Source organism: Vibrio sp. Vb0598 (genome assembly GCF_033338935.1).
Classification (GTDB): Bacteria; Pseudomonadota; Gammaproteobacteria; order Enterobacterales; family Vibrionaceae; genus Vibrio; species Vibrio alginolyticus.
The window spans coordinates 137,070-155,505 of the sequence record NZ_JAWOTP010000004.1; the positions used below are offsets into that span (position 1 = coordinate 137,070).

At 44.8% G+C, this 18,436-nt stretch carries 13 protein-coding genes; 8 read left to right on the forward strand and 5 right to left on the reverse strand.

Annotated features, from left to right (window positions below):
* Nucleotides 1-20: 20 nt before the first annotated feature.
* Together R7Q38_RS06260 and R7Q38_RS06265 are read right to left on the reverse strand one after the other, a co-directional pair.
* Nucleotides 21-731 carry a hypothetical protein gene (locus tag R7Q38_RS06260; RefSeq protein WP_064354144.1) on the reverse strand — a complete coding sequence of 237 codons (711 nt, stop codon included), beginning with the start codon at nucleotides 729-731 and terminating at the stop codon, nucleotides 21-23.
* 86 nt (nucleotides 732-817) lie between these two features.
* Nucleotides 818-3,274 carry an EAL domain-containing protein gene (locus tag R7Q38_RS06265; RefSeq protein WP_213970698.1) on the reverse strand — a complete coding sequence of 819 codons (2,457 nt, stop codon included), beginning with the start codon at nucleotides 3,272-3,274 and terminating at the stop codon, nucleotides 818-820.
* Nucleotides 3,275-3,699: 425 nt separating this feature from the next.
* Here R7Q38_RS06265 and R7Q38_RS06270 point away from each other — a divergent pair, with 425 nt between their 5' ends.
* From R7Q38_RS06270 to R7Q38_RS06290, 5 genes are all read left to right on the forward strand, one after another.
* Nucleotides 3,700-6,033 carry a YgiQ family radical SAM protein gene (locus R7Q38_RS06270; protein ID WP_205461175.1) on the forward strand — a complete coding sequence of 778 codons (2,334 nt, stop codon included), beginning with the start codon at nucleotides 3,700-3,702 and terminating at the stop codon, nucleotides 6,031-6,033.
* A 262-nt stretch (nucleotides 6,034-6,295) separates the two neighbouring features.
* Nucleotides 6,296-9,805 (forward strand): T6SS effector BTH_I2691 family protein, encoded by a 3,510-nt coding sequence (locus R7Q38_RS06275; RefSeq protein ID WP_239938491.1) that lies wholly within the window; start codon nucleotides 6,296-6,298, stop codon nucleotides 9,803-9,805.
* Nucleotides 9,806-9,808: 3 nt separating this feature from the next.
* Nucleotides 9,809-10,762, forward strand: coding sequence for a hypothetical protein (locus R7Q38_RS06280; RefSeq protein ID WP_182016746.1), 954 nt, complete (start codon nucleotides 9,809-9,811; stop codon nucleotides 10,760-10,762).
* A 119-nt stretch (nucleotides 10,763-10,881) separates the two neighbouring features.
* Nucleotides 10,882-11,346 carry a DUF2079 domain-containing protein gene (locus tag R7Q38_RS06285; protein WP_182016748.1) on the forward strand — a complete coding sequence of 155 codons (465 nt, stop codon included), beginning with the start codon at nucleotides 10,882-10,884 and terminating at the stop codon, nucleotides 11,344-11,346.
* A gap of 3 nt (nucleotides 11,347-11,349) precedes the next feature.
* Nucleotides 11,350-12,294: a hypothetical protein gene (locus R7Q38_RS06290; protein WP_239938492.1), complete on the forward strand. Its 945-nt coding sequence runs from the start codon at nucleotides 11,350-11,352 to the stop codon at nucleotides 12,292-12,294.
* Nucleotides 12,295-12,427: 133 nt separating this feature from the next.
* On the opposite strand, the gene R7Q38_RS06295 is transcribed toward R7Q38_RS06290, so the two are convergent.
* From R7Q38_RS06295 to R7Q38_RS06305, 3 genes are read right to left on the reverse strand one after another with little or no spacing between them, the layout of a single operon-like run.
* Complete coding sequence (locus R7Q38_RS06295; RefSeq protein ID WP_239938493.1) at nucleotides 12,428-12,844, reverse strand: GtrA family protein; 417 nt, start codon at nucleotides 12,842-12,844, stop codon at nucleotides 12,428-12,430.
* Between the two features lie 4 nt (nucleotides 12,845-12,848).
* Nucleotides 12,849-14,255: an ArnT family glycosyltransferase gene (locus R7Q38_RS06300; RefSeq protein WP_182016750.1), complete on the reverse strand. Its 1,407-nt coding sequence runs from the start codon at nucleotides 14,253-14,255 to the stop codon at nucleotides 12,849-12,851.
* A 2-nt stretch (nucleotides 14,256-14,257) separates the two neighbouring features.
* Entirely contained in the window at nucleotides 14,258-15,298 is a 1,041-nt protein-coding gene (locus R7Q38_RS06305; RefSeq protein ID WP_258497528.1) for a glycosyltransferase family 2 protein, read from the reverse strand.
* Nucleotides 15,299-15,450: 152 nt separating this feature from the next.
* Between R7Q38_RS06305 and R7Q38_RS06310 the strand changes: the two genes are divergently transcribed.
* The 3 genes from R7Q38_RS06310 (at nucleotide 15,451) to R7Q38_RS06320 (ending at nucleotide 18,417) form a co-directional block, all read left to right on the forward strand.
* Nucleotides 15,451-16,128, forward strand: coding sequence for a response regulator transcription factor (locus R7Q38_RS06310; RefSeq protein WP_318114163.1), 678 nt, complete (start codon nucleotides 15,451-15,453; stop codon nucleotides 16,126-16,128).
* Complete coding sequence (locus tag R7Q38_RS06315; protein ID WP_318114164.1) at nucleotides 16,125-17,411, forward strand: HAMP domain-containing sensor histidine kinase; 1,287 nt, start codon at nucleotides 16,125-16,127, stop codon at nucleotides 17,409-17,411. The genes R7Q38_RS06310 and R7Q38_RS06315 overlap by 4 nt, the downstream gene beginning before the upstream one ends.
* A gap of 109 nt (nucleotides 17,412-17,520) precedes the next feature.
* The gene (locus tag R7Q38_RS06320; RefSeq protein ID WP_180772904.1) at nucleotides 17,521-18,417 is read left to right on the forward strand and encodes a 1-aminocyclopropane-1-carboxylate deaminase/D-cysteine desulfhydrase; all 897 of its coding nucleotides are present in this window, start codon (nucleotides 17,521-17,523) and stop codon (nucleotides 18,415-18,417) included.
* Nucleotides 18,418-18,436: the final 19 nt, after the last annotated feature.

Consider the following 18,436-nt stretch of genomic DNA (forward strand, 5'->3'; position numbering starts at 1 on the left):
CTTTGTCTTTAGAGTAGAGGTCAAGCCGCGAGAGAGAATAAACCTTGCAGGCTCGTCATCGACGCGAGTGCTAGCAACAAAGCTACGCTCAGTTGCACCTTTTCTGGTTTCTTATGCGTAAAAATATGCCAACACCACACGATAATTGAAGAAATTAGCATAGCTAAAGACAGCAAGATTGGCTGTGTTGCAGCGTTCAGTGCAGCTTCATTTAACTGGTAAGAAGCAAACAACGTTGCGATGACTAATAGCATTCCAGACACAATGCCAGTAACTGGTAAAATGCGGTGAAATGCCTGTAATCTGCTGCGAGCTATCGTAAGTAGCAATTGAGAAAATGACGCCCCAAGGAAAAATATCATTAGCGCCATCGCTATCGATGCTGGCCAGCTTGATTGCTCAAATACCTGAATACTTACATACGCAAAGGCCAAACCATTCGCTAAATGCATCGCCCATAGTGGCCCTTTTTCACGCGTTTTCTTGGTTTGAACCTGAGAATAGAAGTAGAAAATAGCAAACACGATCATAAATGCTTCAATGCGAAGTGACGCAACAGCGAGCCACAATACAGCTACTGCTGGCAACATTTTATGAAGACGTCCTCGCTGACCAGGACAAATATCGCCCTTGATTAGAAGCAAAGTCAGTAGCGCTTGTGCGCCAAATAGCATCGGAGGGAAAGTAACCAGCAATTGTTGAATCATGTTGAATGCACGCTCAAAAGTCATTTTGGGGGGCGATAATATCAAATCAACTATCGCCAAACCACCGAAAGTCGGCCCCCAAATGAGCTAAAACGGTAAGACAATTTTATTCACAGAGAAGCAAGATACTTCAACGCGTCTTCCTGCGTTAAAACTCCACGGTACTCTTCTTTGGTATTACACAGTACCCAAGGGAAACGAATCCCGGTTTTAACCAACTCTCGAATAACAGAGACAGGTAAATCCTCATCAACCAACACAAATTCGGTGCTCATTATCTGATTAACAGGACGTTTCCAAATTCGGCTTTCTCGTTCAGTTTCTCGCTCTGTGCCCATCGAGGGCGTTAGGTGTAAATTCACCGTCTCTTTCGTAATTAACCCAACACAACGATTTTCATTGAGAACAACTAAAGGCAAGCTTGGATTCAAATTCATGTACTCCACTGCCAAGGAGAGCGGTTCTCCAGGGTCCATAGACCTGACTTGTTCATGGCTCACAGATTGCAACACATCACTTTGCTTAGACTCAATCGCGATGTCAGAGAACAGATGCTCATAACTGTCCGCTTTATCCATCAAATCGACAGGCACGGCAGCAGAAAATAGAAAGCCCTGCATGTAATCGACACCGATTTCTGCCAATACTTGAAGTTCTTGCTTAGATTCCACGCCTTCAGCAACCACTTTTACATTCATTTGCTGTGCAAGCTCGGTGACCATTTTCACAATGTTATAGCTGGTGCTCCCTTTATGAATGTTCTTAACGAATTTTCGGTCTATTTTCAGTAAATCAAACTGCCCTTTTTCTAGATAAGAAAAAGAAGAATACCCAGTACCGAAGTCATCAATCGCGATCTCAATGCCCTCTTTCCGCACTTCCTCTAGAGCTCGAGTATGCTCCTCATCTTGTTCAAAATACGCGGTTTCTGTTAGCTCGATAGTTACTCGCTTAGGGTCTACACCACTGGCTTTAATCAAATCATGCGACCGCTGAAGGATCTGAAGAGAATCCAATTTCGTATTGAGGGAGCGATTGATGGTCACGCCCACTTCCTCGCCATAAATTTCTTGTAAGCGCGGAAAGTGCTTCAACGCAGCTTGGCAGACCACATCATCAAGTGCCGCTATGAGTTCTAGATCTTCAATAATAGCGATCATCTTTTGCGTACAATACGCATCATTTTCATCATAGAAGCGTGCGAGAGCCTCGAACTTAACCACGCTTCCGGTTTGAACGTCGATAATCGGTTGAAAGTAAACGTCCACTAGCCCACTCTCTATTTGCGCCTCCAAAAACGCCTCGAGATGTTGGCGCTTCACTAATTCAGAGTGAAGTTCACTGTCGTAAAAGTTGAAATAGCTGCCTTCACCGGAAATAGAGGACAACATTGCTTGCGCTGCATGTGCTAGCGCTTGTCTTGGTCGGTTCGTATCATAGCCAAGGATTGACACACCAGTTTGGCCTTTAACGATAGTGGCATGCATTTTTGTGCCCATTTCATTTCTAAGCTCATTAAAGAACCCTTTCATGGCAATTTGGATCAAACGAACCGGGCTCAACCATTGACAATGAGGGGTCTGCAAGCATACGACAAACACATCCCGAGATAACTGCCCCGCAATACTGGTGTAGCGACTTCGCATAATAAAATCTGCAAAACCTAATTGCTGTTCAAGCAAGTATCTCTCCGAAAACTTGGGTCTTAGTGTCATAACAATGTTGAGTTCTTTATTTCTGCTTTCATTCGCTAAGGTAGCTAATTGGAGTTCAAATTCTTTCCTCGTCGGTAAAAAGGCAGCCCAATCATGCTGTTGTTCACAACGATTTTTCATCCACAACAACGAAGCAGAAATATCCGTAGAAAATCCGAGATAAAGAATTCGTCCAGAGTGAAACGTAAGTCGGTAAATACAAAGATGATGAGCTTGGTTGCTACCGTTTGCTGTTTTGCTCAGCAAGTTACCACACCAACATCCTTCATCATTAATTTGCTGCCACAGCTGATCATAAAACGCTTGGCTATGGTGAGAGGTACTGAATATATGAGTTTTAAGCCCAACCAGATCTCGGTTTTGATAGCCCATTTGTAACTCAAAGGCGCGGTTACAACCTAAAATGCGCGTATCTTCATCGGCAACTAAAACGCCTACATTTGGCAAATCAAAAATCGTTTCGAGAATTTTCGCTAACTCCTCGCAACCAGTGATTGTTAATTGTGGAATGATAGTGCCTTGGATAATGCGCTTATTGAGCCTTTCAAAACTAATAGTAACGTGCACTAAGTTAACGTTTTTTAGCATCATGCAACAAGAAAACCGCCCCCGTCCGCCAAAGAGTTCCACTTCTAGAATTCGTTGTTTTAGCGTTTCTTGTTGCCCCATCAGCATATGATCAAACAAGTTATTTAGGCTGGTTACTGGCGTACTTATCCCAAATGCCTTTGCCATTCCTTGCTGATCACATTCGAACTCGCGAGTATCAATATCGTAAGACCACTCTATAACAGGAGTTAGACTGGAAGTCGTTTGCATTTTTGGATGCACTGTTGTCGTAGATTCACTCATACCCTAGCCCCTTTTTTTGTAATTAGCCCAAGGCTCAAAATTCACAGTCAATTCGCGACATTCCAGTTGGGACCTGCCGATCCTCTTTATAGATGGATTGTGTCAACGATAAGCCTATCGACTTAGAACTATTTCCAGAGCAGCTCAGCCTTTTGTATTTAATATGCACCAATTTGATTATAGGCTTTACCCCATATAAGCACACCATTGCTTATGCTTTGTATTAAGATTGCGACATTTTTCATGAACCGATCTATAACCATGAGGCTTTCAAGGTGAAATTAGACAGAAAATCGCCGATAGAGCATTGATATTTTTACAAACCAAATAAAACTCGATGAACTAAGCTTGAATAGATGAGTTTGTTATAGATACCTGATAATCAAATCGCTATAATTCGCGCTCCCTGGAACAGAGAGCAAAATATGACCAATAACATCACTCCTATTCATGAGTACAAAAAATACTGGGCAGAGTGTTTTGGTACGGCACCTTTCTTGCCGACCAGTCGCAAAGAAATGGATGCCCTAGGATGGGATAGCTGTGACATTATCATTGTAACCGGTGACGCTTATGTGGATCACCCAAGCTTTGGTATGGCTATCATTGGCCGCCTGCTAGAAGCACAAGGTTTCCGTGTCGGTATCATTGCTCAACCAGAATGGCAAAATAAAGATGCGTTCATGCAACTTGGTAAGCCAAATCTGTTCTTCGGGATCACTGCGGGTAACATGGACTCCATGATCAACCGTTACACCGCGGATAAAAAGCTTCGTCACGATGACGCGTACACACCGAATAACGAAGGTGGTAAACGCCCAGACCGAGCAACGTTGGTTTACTCTCAACGTTGTCGTGAGGCATACAAAGAAGTACCTATTGTTTTAGGTGGTATCGAAGCTAGCCTACGCCGTGTTGCACACTACGATTACTGGTCAGATAAAGTTCGCCGTTCTGTACTGTTTGATGCAAAAGCAGACATCCTACTTTTTGGTAACGCAGAGCGCGCACTTGTCGAAGTAGCACATCGCATCGCAAACGGCGAAGACATCAGCACCATGACCAATATTCGTGGTACTGCCGTGAACTTGCCAGCTGCACCAGAAGGCTACACGGTTATTGATTCTTCTCGCATTGAAAAACCTCGTAAAGAAGCGTTCGTACCAAAGAACCCATACGAAGTAGAAACTCAGTGTGAAACTAAAAAAGACGAGCCAGTTGCACAACCAATCACAATTCGCCCATCACGCCACGATGCTGCGACGACTGCGGTCCGTTTACCTTCGTTTGAAAAGCTAAGAAACGATCGCATTCTTTATGCGCATGCAAGCCGTGTACTGCATTTAGAAACGAACCCGTACTCTGGTCGAGCGTTACTTCAAAGCCATGGTGATCGTGAACTTTGGGTAAACCAAGCTCCAATTCCATTGACGACCGAAGAGATGGACTTTGTGTTTGGCCTGCCTTACGCGCGTGTTCCTCATCCTATGTACGGCAAAGCAAAAATTCCTGCGTACGACATGATCAAGACGTCTGTGAACATCATGCGTGGTTGCTTTGGTGGCTGTTCTTTCTGTTCGATTACCGAGCATGAAGGTCGAATCATTCAAAACCGTTCGAAAGAGTCTATCATCAACGAGATTGAAGAAATTCGCGACAAAGTTCCAGGCTTTACCGGCACAATTTCCGATCTTGGTGGCCCGACTGCAAACATGTACCGCCTGGGCTGTAAAGATCCAAAAGCGGAAGCGAACTGTCGTCGTCCTTCTTGTGTATTCCCGGGCATCTGTAACAAGCTAAACACAGACCACAAACACACGATCGATTTATACCGCGAAGCGCGTAAAGTTGAAGGCGTGAAGAAAGTGATGGTTGCATCTGGCGTACGTTACGACCTTGCGATTGAATCACCAGAATACGTGAAAGAGCTCGTGACTCACCACGTAGGCGGTTACTTGAAGATTGCACCGGAACATACAGAGAAAGGTCCTCTTGATCTGATGATGAAGCCAGGCATGGGTACGTACGATCGCTTTAAAGAGATGTTCGAGAAATACAGTGCAGAAGCAGGCAAGAAGCAGTACTTAATCCCTTATTTTATCTCTGCGCACCCAGGCACAGAAGACGAAGACATGCTGAACCTTGCTCTGTGGCTGAAAAAGAACAACTTCGAATGTGATCAAGTACAAAACTTCTACCCTTCGCCAATGTGTAACGCAACGTCGATGTACTACTCAGAGACAAACCCTCTGAAACGCGTGAAGTACAAAAAACGTGAAGATGTACCTGTAGCAAAAGGTGAACGTCAACGTCGCCTGCATAAAGCGCTGTTGCGTTATCACGATCCAGCAAACTGGCCAATGATCCGTGAAGCCCTAATCAGTATGGGTAAAAAACATTTGATTGGTGACAAACAAGGCTGTCTCGTTCCTGCAGAAGACATTGAAGCACAAACACCTGCGCAACGTCGTAAATCTGGTCGTCACGGGGCAAACCGCTTTGCAACCAAACATACCAAAAACCAACCAGGCTTCGGTGGTCATTTGAACAAACGTTCTGAAGGCGGTTCAAAAGATGGTAAACCATCTGGCAACCGTAACGGTTCGGGTAAAGCTACAGGTGGTCAACGCCCTGCAAGCAACGGCCAACGTCCTAGCGGCAACGGTGCAAACCGCCCGGCAGGTAGCAAGCCGCAAGGCCAAGGTCGCCCACAAGGACAAGGCAAACCAGCTGGTCAACGTAAACCAAAGCGTCGCTAACTCTTTAGCACTTAAATACTAGAAAGGGCTCCAGAGGTAACTCTGGAGCCCTTTTGTTTTGTCGGCTCATTGAGGCATCACTCACAACTCAAACTTTGATTCAATCAATACAAAAAATGGTAAACACCAACCAACTTATTGGAAAAACAAACAATTATTTGATTGACGCAAAACCATAAAAAACTAACTCATTGATTTTTAATAGCTTTATTTTGGTGCGATATTTGCGTAACAGAGTAAAACTCTTAAACATGGGCTAACGATGAATAATCCACTTCCCCCAAAAACTTCTATGTTCTGGTATGACAACAGCTATACCTATGAGGAGGCCGTTCAGGCATTTGAAAGCGATGGTACACTGAAATCGCTGAATATCGTTCCAACCACGGAATCCGATGATCTTGCTGGCTCACCCCCAGAGCGCAGTATGTTTTGGGAGGGAGAAACAAAAAAAATCGATCCGCCACCGCCGTCTGAACCAGAGCCTCTCAATTTAAAAACTGAGAAGGAAGCAACGGAAGCATCACCTGCGCACTTTATCCCAGTCCGCTATGCCATCGATCAGCTAGAAACAGAAGAGACACAACCTTTTGGTTTGCCTGAAGAATGGAAAGGCCAAGGCCCAGCCAAACTCAATACCGTTGGTTACACCCTGCGTCAACTGCGCGACGGTTGGCTGTATGTCTATGATGCAATCAACAAAAGCTTAGACGAATACGAAATCAAAGGAACGCAATTCACGCTCTATAAGTTGGGAGAATCAGAAAGCCCAAAATCAGAGCAGCGTGGGACACCACAAGATGCAAAGCCCTTCCTTACTTACGTCAACGGAAGCGTACTATCGATTTGCTTCTCTGAGCACCGGTGGACATGGCACACGTTCATGCGCGTACTTAACAATCCGAGTAATCATATCGATCGCATGCAAACCATTGTTCTGTCCTCAAACGAGAATCAGCACAACATTGCACCAATAGATAAGTTAACCCAAGTCGCTGATATTGAATCTTCTGCCGTCGATGATGGTCGCTTTGCGGATTCTGGCATCGCCACCAAAGCAGATGAAGATGGTTCTGTCTTTAAACCTGTCGCAGTCGAAAGCGATTTAACCTCTGCGATTCCAGAAGAAGAATCAGGCTACTTCGTCGCGATAAAAGATTACGCCGCAGACATTCAAGATATGTCACTGCATTTTGTTGGTGCCGCAAGCCCTTACCGCCTTTTCACTGACCAGTTTTCAAACCAGTGGAACTTGATGCAGACCGCCATGCAACTGTGTATGTTTGGTGCAAGTGACGAGATAGACATGCCAGCTAGCGTTAAGCGTAACGGCGAAGAGCTGTCGTTTTATACCGACATGGCTGACTATTATGACTCCTCTCACCAACTTGATTTGGCAGAGCAGAACAAAAGCTCAGTTCAGTCCGGCTATCCTGCTAAATTTTCCGCTGGAGCGATTGAATCACACCAACATACCCAAAGTGACATTGCTAAAGCGATACAGGACAAATATCGAATTTCTGCGAGCCGTTTTGGTAAATACGAACAATGGATAGCGACTGAACGCTGGCGTCAGCAGCTCAACTGGAAGCAAATGCTGAGCGAGATGCAAGAGCTGTCAGAACAAAAAGAAACCATGCTAGCCCAAGTGGTTTCGGTCAAACGCGACTTTATTGCTGTAATGGAATCTTTGACACCTCATCATCTTGAGAGAACCTTCGACCTATACAGCGAAGACACGCAGTACAGCTTGTATCAACTGCACAAGCAAGCCGTTGAGTCATTTACTCTGGTGATGCAAGAAGAAGACCGACAGTGGGCTGAAAGCCAATGGGAAAAACCAACCAGTTTACTTGCTCTCTATGCCTCAGGGTTTAGTCGTAGTTTATTTAAAGTGATGGAGAAGAATATTACAGAGGCGCTTGATGAACAGTCGATCGTCTCAGACAATCCTGAACCTGATAATCAGTTGATGGACCAGATATCTGATACAAGCAACCGCGTGAATATGTACTCTAAGATCATGGACTTTGTTTCCAACCCAAACACTGCGGAAACGGACTTTCTCAAGGATATCGCCAAAGGTTTCCAAGAGCTGGACATTATCTTTAAATCTGCAATAGGTGCACTTGCAAAAGGAGTTTTAGAGTTTGGCGTTAGCATGACTTCACAAGCATCGATTTTACTGATGCCTGTTTTCGCTAAACCTCTGAACCGTCAGAGCTATTATTTGTTAGCCGTTATTGCAGAGCATATGGCACACAATATGCCGGTGACTGTAAATGAAAGCTACGCTCGCGATTTTAAAAAATGGAAAACACGCGTAAATGATTACCTAAGTGAGCTCAAGAAAAACGATGCGGTCATTGCTGACTTCCAGAAGAACAACCGCAAAGCCGACTCTAAATACACAACAGCTTTAAAAAATAAAAAGAGAATTAAGAAGGCACTCGCTGTAACTACATTGGAGTACCCACAATATATTGAATTACCCGATGATCTACCGCAAAGAACCGTCGAGCTTAGAACTCGGATCGCTATGAATAAGCTCGATGATTTGAATAAACTGTTCGAGAATGCAGGTGGCCTAGGCTTTTTAGCACTAATATTCAACTGCATCGCGCTTGGTGATGCCATGAGTAGTATCCAAGACACGGGGTTAATGTCCTCAGATGAATTTTTGGATATTCAGCAAAAGCTTTTTTATACAGTAAACGCTTGGACGGGAATTCGCACCGGTAAGCTATGGGATAGCGTGAAAGGTGAAGCCCAACTCAGAGCACACTCACGGATAAGGCTTAAAAAGCTAATTGCAGATCAAGCCGATGGTTTCGAGCACCTAATAATAGACGACATAAAAACCTTCAATAAATGGCTTGCAGTTACTGGGATCATAGGTGCACTAGCGTCAGGAATAGAGGCTTATCGTGTTTTAAATAGCATCGATGACCTAGAAAGAGATGCAAGAATCGCTGGGTATTTTAACTTTTCGTCGTTGGTCGGATTAACGGTCGTTGGTGCCTTTCAGGCCATTGGTGGAATAACAGGTATATGGTCGGCAAACGTTCTCTTTGGAGGACCAGTAATGTTTGTCATTATGGGACTCACTGCGGTTTACCTTCTTAGTAATCATATCATGAGTAAACTTAAACAAGACGATTATCAAAAATGGTTAGATAAACTTCCTTGGGGCTATCACCCAGATAAAGCACGTTGGAGTCAATCCTCAAGCTTGGTAAAGAGAGAAAAGCATAATTCTTCTTTAGTACAAGAGGCCCTTTTTGAGTTAAAAACCATAATGGATAAACCTTTAATCTGCCAAACACCAATGATGCGTACCGTTCCGAATTCATCAACACAGTACCCAGCAGCAAAACAAGAATTGTTTGGTATTGAGCTACATATCCAAGTTCCCACCAATAATGCAAGAGATGGCATAAAACTTCGGACAAATACTTCTGTAACAGAGGAGGGACTGATGTCGGGAGCTTGGTACACTGGAGTAAATCTAGAAACGTTGAATAGTTCAACGGATTCCTCAGATTCTCAAAGCGTCTATAAATTAACTTTACCAATGAAAGACTCAGCTAACTATCTAGCATTTGAGATTGAATACATCCTTGATGATAAAAACGAATTAAGCCGTAAGTACTGGTTCCAAAATAATGCAAAACAGCGTGCAACTTATACGGCGATTTCAGACAATACTAAACAAGCAACGATCAGAAGTTCATTAACTTCTGATGCTAGTGAACTTAGCTTACAGGAGTAACCCTTGGCTTATTTACCTTTTTACATCACGCCAGACGAACTTTCGGCCTACCAAGAAGAACAAGAGCAACAAATTCTAAAGGGGAAAGATCTTGCAACCTGGCACAAGCACGATATTGAGGAACCTTTTCGATACTTATATTTATCGATTGCTATAGCCGCAGTTAGCCCATTATTTTTCCTTACCTATTTCCTACATGATAGTAGTGAAATGATCTTAACTTACATTTTATCGGGTCTGACGATAATCATGTCTGGAGTGTCCTATTTGACTTTTGGTTTAGACAATCGCTATGACTACACCTTGTCCGACAACGGCTTAGTGATAAAAAAGCGACGTGATTTACCTAATTGGGTAAACTCAGCAACGCAGGTCATGGGCTGGGTTGGTGCTATAGTTTGTGTAGTAATGGTAGGTATTGCTGGGCCCATGGTTCTTGTCGGTGCTGGAGGGTTTATACTGGTTTCATTTCGTATGCTAAATCGTCAGCCTGACGAACCTACGGAAGTTCGAGTAGCAGAGACAGAAGATTGGCTGTTCGCCTACTACAACAAAAAGCGTAAAGTGATTCGCTTCTACCACAAGTATGACGAGTGTTCTAAATGGAGCCTAGAGAAGCATACCATCTTCAGAGCTCAAACTCGTGGTTATAGCTACATATTCTTTAGGACTGTTCAAGACCTAGATGCAATGCTAGAGACCCTTTCAAACAAATACGACATTGAATGTATTGATTTTCCAGACCATAAAGCGTTTTTTGAAGGAAGACCTGAACCTCGAATTGAAGATATCCCTTCTCGCAGCCTTGAATTTCCGGTAGCCGATACCTTTGACCTGAGAGCTAAAAACGCCCCACTTCCTGAATGGCGACGTATTTACAACGGCAAGTGGCAAACGGAATCTGAAATCGAACGCTTAAAAGCGGCAGGTGAACAGCAAGCTACTTCCGTTTTATAGTTCACAACAAGCACTAAAAAAAGGGCTCCAGGTATCAACCTGCCCCCGTACCTTATGTTTTTGAGAATGCAAAAACATAAGGTACACAAACCAAGCCTAAACTTCTGGTTAGTCAATTTATGTATTTAAGTGGTTTATTGCTCCTTGCTGGCTTAACGAGCTTCTGTTTTTACTTTGGATATCAAAAAATCTCAGCGCTAACTTCCCAAATTGGAGACGTTGCGGTTTACTCAAGGTTTGACTTAGCGATGATTCCATTTGGCTTCGTATTACTTGGAGGGTTAATCAGTGCTTTGTTTTTTGCATTTAAAAAGAAACGCTGGGATCAAGTATATGGAAACGGCTTACAATATTTGATCTTAGGTTCTCTTGCTGTTTCTATCGTATTGACTCTAATTACCCCTTGGATTTATCAAACACGATATGACAATGCTGGACTGAAAGAGTGCTCTCGTTCCCCCGAAGGCTACCTACCATTCTTCGCAACTAAGTTTGCTAGAGAAGAATCTCTTTGCATCACACCAAAAACATTACAGCAACTAGAAGACTCGGATAATCTTTATCCACTTATAAATAAGGATTAGTTCTTGGCATATTCACCATTTTATATCACCCCAAAAGAATTGGCAGTTTATCAAGAGGCGCAAGAGCAAGAAATACTCGCAGGCGATAATGTCAGAACATGGCACAAGTATGATGTAGAGGAACCATTTCGCTATTACTTTAAACTTTTTGCGCTTCCATTTGTGATCGCTCCATTCCTATTAACTTTGTTTATACACACGAGTGACACGGTTGACGTAACTATTTTTTCTTTTATTTTGTCGGTGATGGTGTCTGGAGCCTTTTACCTTACGATTGGCCTCGACTATCGCTATGACTATATTTTTTCTGACAAAGGCTTTGTGATGAAGAAACGTCGCAACATGCCTAACTGGGTGAATACCGCCACGCAAGCCGTTGGCTGGATAGGTGCTGTGGTGTGTGTGGTGATGGTTGCGGTGGTTGGCCCGATGGCGTTAGCAGGCGCTGGTGCTTTTATATTAGTATCCTTTAAAATGCTTAAACGTCAGCCTGATGAACCAACAGAAGTGAGGGTCGGAGAACGTGAAGACTGGCTCTTTGCTGATTACAATAAGAAAAGGAAAGTAATTAAGTTCTTTTTTAAGTATGACAGGTGCGAATACCAAGATACTGCTCAGGAGATTACTTTTCGCTCACAGGGACGATTTTATTGTTACATTTTCTTTAAAAATGAAGCGGAATTAGAATCCATGGTCACGCAACTGTCAGAGGTCTACAAACTGGATTGTAAAGAGGTCAATGATCATAAAAAGCTGTTTGAAGCGAAGCCTGAACCTAGACTTTTTACGACTCCCGCTTATTATCGAGAATACCCTACCAATGAAGTGTTTGATTTAAGGGATGCGAAAGCGCCACTCCCAGAGTGTAAGTATCTTTACAACGGCAAGTGGCAAACCGAGTTTGAAATCGAACAATCAAAATCTGAACTAACGGCAGCCAAGGTATAAACCTTGGCTTATTTACCTTTTTACATACCCCATGAAAAGCTTTAGGTTTACTCTGATGTACAAAAAGAAAAATTGGTTCAAATAACGAATTTTTAACTCGAGGATAGGATAGTAAGCCCGAACCTTTCTATCCTCAACTAAACACCCATTTTGCACTGAGCAAATAATTACTCACCATGCCTGCCAATATGCCTAAGATCAAAGCCAAATAGACCATCACCCCTTGCGTTCCTAGCGCGAGCGTTACGCCTTTGAACACAATAAAGTTCGGCAAAGCACTGATAAAGACACTCGCCATAAATTTTTGCCATTGAGCGAAAGGGTTGGTTTTTTCTGCTTGATAGAAAGTCAGCCAGCGATTGCCAAGCCACGTCGTGGTTGCCGCAAACAAAAATGCTATCCCATGAGCCAGCATCAGCTCCAGACCAAACCAATGGAACAACACAGAAAAGATAAGGGTGTCGACCATAAAGCCGACACCTCCTACCAGAGCAAACCTTGTTAACGAAGCAAACCTTTCTAACGAAGCAAGTTGTATTAATTTGCACATTCCGTTATCCAACCACACAGGTGTAGAGTGAGCGTTTCGATTTTGCTGTGAACTCGTTGGTACAGCTCAACGCATTTTCATGAATCATGCTATCCACTTGCTGCGATTTACCAATCAGGTGGAATTTCTTCAGATTGTTTAAGTCATTCTTATGTTTAAGCTTTTTCGCCTGACCATGACTATAGAACTGGCCTGAGAACGGGCGCTTACCAATGTAGAAGACTGGAGCGTTGTCATTAATTTGCGCGAAGATGATGCGGTCGCTGCGGCTATCTGCTTTGCCCATATTCAAAACCAACATCGCAATCATAAGCAGCGCTGGCAACACCGCTGCCGTTCCGGTCAGCCATTTGAAATCGTGTTTATCCACCAGCATCGCAATCAAGATACCCAATGCAGGCACACCCGGTAGCACGTAAGCAGGCAAAATATTCCCAGCCATGGTGAACAAGATCATTGGGGAAATCAGCCAACACATCAGGAAGCTAAATAAACCTTGATGATCCGTTTCAATGGCTTTGAGCACCTTACGACGTTTCCACGCCAAGATAGGCAATACAATTGACCAAGGCGCAGCCGATTGCAGCCAGAATACCCAGATCATCCCACGTGGTTGATCATGAGCAGAGCCATACAGGTCCCCTTCCCAACCGCTGACAACAAAACGCTTAAAGTGCTCGCCAACAATGAAGTAATCAATAAATCCAGGCGTCGCCATTTCAGCCATGATGTACCACGGTAGAGCAATCGCCAGCATGAGCGCCAACCCCGACACAATTGGAAAACGCTGCCACAAGGCTTTGAAGGCACCAAAGAAACCATGCTGAATCACGAGCCAAGGAAATACTGCGATGCCCATGATCACGATCGCCACTGGACCTTTTGCTAACAGCCCACAAGCCAAGCCAAAGAAACCGAGGTAACCCCACAATCGGTCGTGTTTGTCTTTACCAAGCCAGCAATAGTAAAAACCGACCATCGCCATGGTCATTGCCAACGTCAGTGCCATGTCTGTCATCACCGCGCCCGCCGCGATTGAAAAGATGCCACACGTCGCCAATACCAACGCTGCGATGACAGCATTAAAGCCTGCGCGATGCGCCATGAAAGCAACAAAAACAATTGTCGCAACCCCCGCCAACCAATGAGGTGCGCGCACTGCAAATTCATTCAATCCAAACAGCTCAATGCCATAAGCACTCATCCAAGTGAACAGGGGTGGTTTCCCCCAAAAAGGCACGCCGTAATCAAACTGTGGGGTAAGCCAATTGCCGGTTTCCACCATTAAGCGCGCCATTTCGCCGTAGCGGGCTTCTGTGGTGTCCATCAAAGGGTAAGCGGCAAGTGAAATAAGACGGAGTAAAAGAGCAAACGCCAACAACAACCACAGATGGGTTTTATTAATACTCATGATTACGCGGTTTCTCCCAGTTTAAACTTCATGGTTTGGATGGATTGATGTTTTGCAGGCTGCTCGTAAACAGACTGAACAAGATAAAGAGGACGTTGCTTGGTCTCGACAAAAATGCGGCCAATGTATTCGCCCAAAAGGCCAATCGACAGCAGTTGCACACCGCCCAATGCAAGTTGGACGACCATCATGGATGGGTACCCAGTGACAGGCTCACCAAACACAACGGTTTTCATCACAATGAATGCGCCATAGATAAAGGCACTGAACGCCACTAGCGCACCAGCAAGTGTCGCTAAGCGCAAAGGACGAATGGAAAACGAGGTAATGCCATCCATTGCAAGGCCAATCAGCTTGAGGTAGTTCCATTTGGTTTCACCACAGAAACGAGCGTCACGCTCAAACTGAACCGTCACTTGCTTGAAACCCGGCCAAGAGAAAATGCCTTTCATGTATCGGTTACGCTCTGGCAGCGCATTGATGTGTTTGACCACTTTTGCGCTCAGTAGACGGAAATCGCCCACATTCTCCGGCACATCCAATTTCGCCATGCTATTAAGCACTTTGTAAAAGCAAGCGGCCGAGAAGCGTTTGAACCAAGTTTCGCCGTGGCGTTCACTGCGCTGCATGTTCACCACGTCATACCCTTCACGCCATTTTGATACCATTTGCGGGATTAACTCCGGCGGGTCTTGCAAGTCAGCATCAATCACGATCACCGCTTCACCTTGGCAGTGTTCCAGCCCCGCACTCATGGCGGACTCTTTGCCGAAGTTACGGCTTAGTGCAATACAACGAACGTCGCTAGAAGATTGAGAAAAGTTTTGCGCGATCATTAGGCTGTCGTCTTTGCTACCGTCGTCCACATAAACGATTTCGCAACGCTCTGGCATTTCATCCAAAACGGTGGCTAAACGACGATGAAATTCAGGCAAGACTTCTTGCTCGTTAAAGAATGGCACCACAACAGACAAAACTGTTTTAGGCTCAGTGTGTTGGCTCACCTTTGAAAAGGTTGCAGCGTGAATGTTGAAGGTTGACATGCTACTCTTCCACTAAATCCGATGAATGAATCCAGTCTACAAACATCAATGTGAAAGAGATGTTGTTGACATCTTTTTCACGTTCTTAGTGAATAATGTTCGGTTAAGACGAAGTCTTATTTTCGAAAACCCGCCCACTTGGAGAGAAATACATGAAACGCGTACTTTTAGTCGAAGATAATCGAGAAATCGCAGGCATGCTGTTCGATTATTTTGAGTGTGCAGGTATGGAACTCGATTATGCAGACAACGGCGAGCTCGGCCTGAAGCTGGCGATGGAAAACACCTTCGACATCATCTTGCTCGACCTCATGCTGCCACGCATGGATGGCCTGACCATGTGTAATAAACTTCGCGACGCGGGCAACAACACACCGGTACTTATGCTGACGGCGCTCGATAGCCGTGACGATATGCTCAAAGGCTTCCAACACGGTGCCGATGACTATCTGACCAAACCCTTCGATCTGGATATTCTAGAAGCGCGTATGATGGCACTGATCCGCCGTTACCGTGGCACTGTCGCATCGAGTAAGTTGGAATACGGTGAAGTTTCTATCGACCAAAAAACACGTAAAGCTTACCGCCAAGATAAACTGCTAGCGCTAAACCCAACCACTTACACCATTCTGGAAATTCTTGTGAAAAGCGCGCCAGACGTAGTGACACGCGAAGAAATCGCCTTCCAACTTTGGCAAGAGAACGAGCCGAACAACGACGTTCTGCGCAGCCACATTTACCAACTTCGCAACCAACTTGATAAGCCATTTGAACAACATGTGCTGATCACCGTACCGAAAGTTGGCTTCCGCTTGGAGACAGGTGCATGATAAATCGCTTACTTGCCAGCACGCAAAGCACACAAAGTATGACAGGGCGACTCGCTCTGTTTTTCTCTTTTGTGTCGGTCGTGATTGGCATCTTCTGCTTTTTGTTGATTACCGGCTCCCTGCTTTGGTCTGAAGACCGCGTGGGCGAGCGTCGTATTATGGTCGACAAAAAAGAAGCGATTGAACATTTCCAGTCCCACCCAGAGCAAGGCAGTATTCAGCTTGACCTGCTCACCACCGCATACAACGACATCTCATTGGTTGCCGAGCGCTACCAAAAATACTTGATTGGTCAAAAGCACTTTCTTGATGAAGTAGAAGACGGTGAATACTCGCGCATGGTTTACATGAGCACTTACACCTATAAAGGCGTTGAGCATCCCGTGATTCTGGTTTCCTTGATTGATGAAATCGAGATCACCTCAGAGGAATTCATTCTCGTCGTCGCTATGGTGCTGTCCATTGTCGCCGTGCTGGTGTTCCTGTTTGGTAGCCTGCTACTGCGCTTATCACAACGCTTGATTGAACCCGTCAATGCGCTCAAAACTCAACTCGACCATCACCAAGGAGATGCCACGCAAACTTTTAGTGTGCCTGAGGGCTCGGCCAAAGAGTTCCAAACCCTTGCGGATGAGTTGAATGAGTACCGCCACAAAATCAACCAAGTCATCAAGCGCGAGCAGGCCTTTGCACGATACGCAAGCCATGAACTGCGTACACCATTAACCGTGATGAAAGGCTCAAGCAGCTTACTGACGAGAAGTGCGAACACGGATTTCCAAACCCGCCAAGTGAACCGAATTCAAGATGCAACGCAGCAGATGTCGACCATGGTAGATGCCCTACTCGGCTTAGTGCGTTACGAGCGTAATGCAGATGATTCACCAGTGCGCAGCATCACCGAAGAAGAACTCAACCAAATCATCTTCCAAAGCCAAGCTCAGGCGGATGAGAAAGCACTCAGCTTTGATGTACAGATCGACGGCAACCCTAGAACGCGCGCGACCAATGCCGTGTTGACCATTATTCTTGGCAACCTGATTCGCAACGGCATCGCTGCGACACCTTCGGGATCAATTCATATCAATATGGATGAAAACACCATCTCGGTGCGCGATGAAGGTGAAGGCTTTTCGACCATTCCACATTCTGATGGGCACGGATTAGGTTTGATGATTGTGGACGATTTGTGCCAACGCTATGGCTGGCAATTTAAGATTGGTACACATCCAGAAGGTGGTTGTGAGGCAGTAATTAATCTTGCGTCAGAGCATCAGGAATAACCGAAATGGTTGTACTGAAACACAGACTTTTTATCTGGGTTTAATGGCGTTACACTACGCGCCCTTTTTAAATGGCAAAGGTGACACGGTTTATTCCGTCAGCATCGACATGAAACTCTCAGAAAGTCCTATCACCCAACATAGCTTTAATGGGCGCAAATTTTTCCTTAAACGTGACGACATGCTCCACTCCCACTTTTCTGGGAACAAAGCACGTAAGTTTATGACGTTAATGGAAGAGCAAAATCCCGACATCACCACGTTAATAAGCTTTGGCTCCGCTCAATCTAATGCCATGTACTCGCTAGCGGCTCTCGCCCAGATTAAAGGTTGGGCATTTGAGTTTTATGTTCATCACATTCCATCTTGGCTAAAAAGCTCCCCCATCGGAAACTATCGCGGCGCTCTCGATTTGGGTATGAAAATCACCGCCATGCAAGACATCGGTAGCGAACTCCACCCTAGTGAATACATCCACCAGGTACGAAGAGTAGATGAGTCGACATTGCTTATTCCAGAGGGTGGACGTTCCCACCTCGCTGAAGCTGGCATCAAACAGTTAGCACGAGAAATTCTTGATTGGACGCGATTGAGAGGTAAAGAGCAGTTTACGGTCGCCCTGCCATCAGGTACTGGCACGACGGCTTTATATCTTCATAAACATTTAAGCCCACACGGCATTGAAGTGCTAACTTGCCCTTGCGTAGGCGATGCAGATTACTTAACTGAGCAATTCAACCAGCTCGGTGAAAACAGCCACCCAACCATTTTAACCATACGCAACAAACACCATTTTGGTCGCTTGTACGAAGAAGATTACATCACATGGAAAGCACTCTTTGAGCAAACCGACCTCGAATTTGACCTGTTATACGACCCGTATATGTGGCAATGCCTCACCCCTTGGTTGGAAGAGAACACAGATAAAACGGTGATTTACATTCACCAAGGCGGGTTACTTGGCAACGAGTCGATGTTGCCAAGATATCAACGAGAATTTGAATAGCGTGTTCAGATAAAGTTGT

Bases quoted from the DNA above. Each gene is read 5' to 3' on its own strand.
- R7Q38_RS06320 (WP_180772904.1), top strand. From the start codon at position 17,521: ATGAAACTCTCAGAAAGTCCTATCACCCAACATAGCTTTAATGGGCGC.
- R7Q38_RS06265 (WP_213970698.1), bottom strand. From the start codon at position 3,274: ATGAGTGAATCTACGACAACAGTGCATCCAAAAATGCAAACGACTTCC.
- R7Q38_RS06305 (WP_258497528.1), bottom strand. From the start codon at position 15,298: ATGTCAACCTTCAACATTCACGCTGCAACCTTTTCAAAGGTGAGCCAA.
- R7Q38_RS06300 (WP_182016750.1), bottom strand. From the start codon at position 14,255: ATGAGTATTAATAAAACCCATCTGTGGTTGTTGTTGGCGTTTGCTCTT.
- R7Q38_RS06270 (WP_205461175.1), top strand. From the start codon at position 3,700: ATGACCAATAACATCACTCCTATTCATGAGTACAAAAAATACTGGGCA.
- R7Q38_RS06275 (WP_239938491.1), top strand. From the start codon at position 6,296: ATGAATAATCCACTTCCCCCAAAAACTTCTATGTTCTGGTATGACAAC.
- R7Q38_RS06315 (WP_318114164.1), top strand. From the start codon at position 16,125: ATGATAAATCGCTTACTTGCCAGCACGCAAAGCACACAAAGTATGACA.
- R7Q38_RS06295 (WP_239938493.1), bottom strand. From the start codon at position 12,844: ATGTGCAAATTAATACAACTTGCTTCGTTAGAAAGGTTTGCTTCGTTA.
- R7Q38_RS06260 (WP_064354144.1), bottom strand. From the start codon at position 731: ATGACTTTTGAGCGTGCATTCAACATGATTCAACAATTGCTGGTTACT.
- R7Q38_RS06285 (WP_182016748.1), top strand. From the start codon at position 10,882: ATGTATTTAAGTGGTTTATTGCTCCTTGCTGGCTTAACGAGCTTCTGT.
- R7Q38_RS06310 (WP_318114163.1), top strand. From the start codon at position 15,451: ATGAAACGCGTACTTTTAGTCGAAGATAATCGAGAAATCGCAGGCATG.